The organism is Brenneria salicis ATCC 15712 = DSM 30166, assembly GCF_003315515.1.
GTDB lineage: Bacteria > Pseudomonadota > Gammaproteobacteria > Enterobacterales > Enterobacteriaceae > Brenneria > Brenneria salicis.
Genome location: NZ_QNRY01000088.1, coordinates 1 through 1,778, shown reverse-complemented (window position 1 = coordinate 1,778; position 1,778 = coordinate 1). Strand labels below are relative to the sequence as shown.

At 39.5% G+C, this 1,778-nt stretch carries 2 protein-coding genes and 2 pseudogenes; 3 read left to right on the top strand and 1 reads right to left on the bottom strand.

Translation table 11 applies throughout. The features are described 5' to 3' along the window. The first annotated feature begins 103 nt into the window (after positions 1–103). The 3 genes and pseudogenes from DES54_RS18405 to DES54_RS19315 all read left to right on the top strand — a co-directional run. Positions 104–694 (top strand): ATP-grasp domain-containing protein, encoded by a 591-nt coding sequence (locus DES54_RS18405; protein WP_113869808.1) that lies wholly within the window; start codon positions 104–106, stop codon positions 692–694. After that, the gene (locus DES54_RS19130) at positions 687–998 is read left to right on the top strand and encodes a PEP/pyruvate-binding domain-containing protein (protein ID WP_113869806.1); all 312 of its coding nucleotides are present in this window, start codon (positions 687–689) and stop codon (positions 996–998) included. The genes DES54_RS18405 and DES54_RS19130 overlap by 8 nt, the downstream gene beginning before the upstream one ends. Beyond that, a pseudogene (locus DES54_RS19315) lies at positions 995–1,207 on the top strand (PEP/pyruvate-binding domain-containing protein); the annotation flags it as partial. The gene DES54_RS19130 and the pseudogene DES54_RS19315, both read left to right, overlap by 4 nt. Positions 1,208–1,227: 20 nt before the next feature. Here DES54_RS19315 and DES54_RS18390 read toward each other — a convergent pair. Further along, positions 1,228–1,575 (bottom strand): annotated as a pseudogene (locus tag DES54_RS18390) (Arm DNA-binding domain-containing protein); the annotation flags it as partial. Between the last annotated feature and the right edge of the window lie 203 nt (positions 1,576–1,778).

Genomic DNA, 1,778 nt, shown 5'->3' with positions numbered 1-1,778 from the left:
TGAATGCTATGATCGGCATAACTCAGTCCGGTTGGTGATTTGTTTTGATTTGGCGATTGATCAGATCGCTCAAACCGGATTGAGTTCCCTTCAGTGATCTACTATTAGGCGCAGTTATTTAGCTGAACAAAAACATATATTCCCTGCGCCAGATGTCACACAGGAAGAGTACACTATGTTAGAACAGTTCTGTCATGAGTTGTTGAACGAAATTGGTTACAACCATGGCCCTTGCCACATAGAAGCAAGAATAACAAAAAATGGTATTAAGTTAATTGAAATTAATAATAGAACTGCGGGTGACTTTATCTGGCAGCTGGTAAAATGCGCCACTGGAGTTGATATGCTAACTAAAACAATTAAAGGAGCATTTATCCCAAAACATGTAATACCTGAGTATTCATCTTTGCAGAATAATAATACCTTCGCCAGCTTTGTTTTTTATGATCCTGTTGACACAAATATGCTTAGTGCGCGAGTAAATGACTTGATGAACATTTCAACATTGTACTGTGAAGAAGGAACAGATATTGATGAAGAGAAAAAGGAACTTAACTCAAATGATATATTAGGTTTTTTAGTGGGAGAGAAAAAAGTTTCTCTCAGTTTGAATGAATGGGTTTCGGAAATAGAAAAAATAATCAAAGAATCAACTTTCGCCAAAGAAATAAATTCAGGTGATATAAATGAGTAACATAGAGATATTAAGTTCAGGAGAGTTTGACAAAAAAATAACCGGCGGTAAATTTAATGGCTTGTGTGAATCATCAAAATTAGGTTTTAATATTCCTAAAACCTGCGTTGTCACAACTAAAGCTTTAAATGCGCATATCATTGAGTGCGAATTGAGTGATGATATAAAAAATATTATTCGTGACTTGAAAAATGATAATTTATCCGCCGCAAAGATAAAATCAGGTTTATTAAAAGAAAAAATATTATCATCAAAAATAAACAAATCATTAGTGGAAAGTATTAATAAAAACATAAAAAAATGAGCTGTGAAAATATTGCTATACGCTCATCGGCAACGGTTGAAGACGGGACAGCGAAAAGCTGGGCAGGGCAATTTGAAAGCTATTTAAATGTGTCACCCGAAGATATTCCCAACAAAATTCTTGCATGCTGGGCGTCACTTTATAGCGACAGAGCAATCGATTATAGTTACAGAAATGGTTATGTCATTCTTCAACCGGAGATGGCTGTTATTATTCAGGAAATGATACCAGCATCAGTTTCAGGTGTTATTTTCACCGCTGACCACGAGATTGCGATGTGTTTAAAGGTGCGGGTTTTGTCTACAGCGGTTTTTTCGGATTCACGGGGCAGTGAAGGACAGATGCCGGAGGCCAGCAGCTTGCGGGCAGCGTCGCGCTTTTCGCGAGCCTCCGCCAGCGTTACCTGCGGATAGGCGCCTAAAGCCAGGCGGGATTCTTTGCCGCCGAAGCTGTAGCGGAAATACCACAGACGCGAGCCGCTGGTTGATACCAGTAGATACAGACCGTGGGCATCGGTGATTTTGTAGGATTTTACGAAGGATTTAGCAGCGCGGATTTTACTGTCAGTCAGAGCCATGTGAGGGTCTCTCCATTCATCGAACTGAATGACCCGCAATTTGACCCCACATTTTCCGGATACCTAGGGATAAATCAAAACGTATCGGAAAGGGTTCTTACGCTAACCTATTGAATTTAAGATATATAGGGATTCATAAGAAAGCATAAAAAAGAAATGGTGGTGCCCGGACTCGGGATCATGCTCACGATTAACTTGCTGTT

Coding starts and splice junctions, on each gene's coding strand:
- DES54_RS19130 (WP_113869806.1), top strand. CDS start 687: ATGAGTAACATAGAGATATTAAGTTCAGGAGAGTTTGACAAAAAAATA.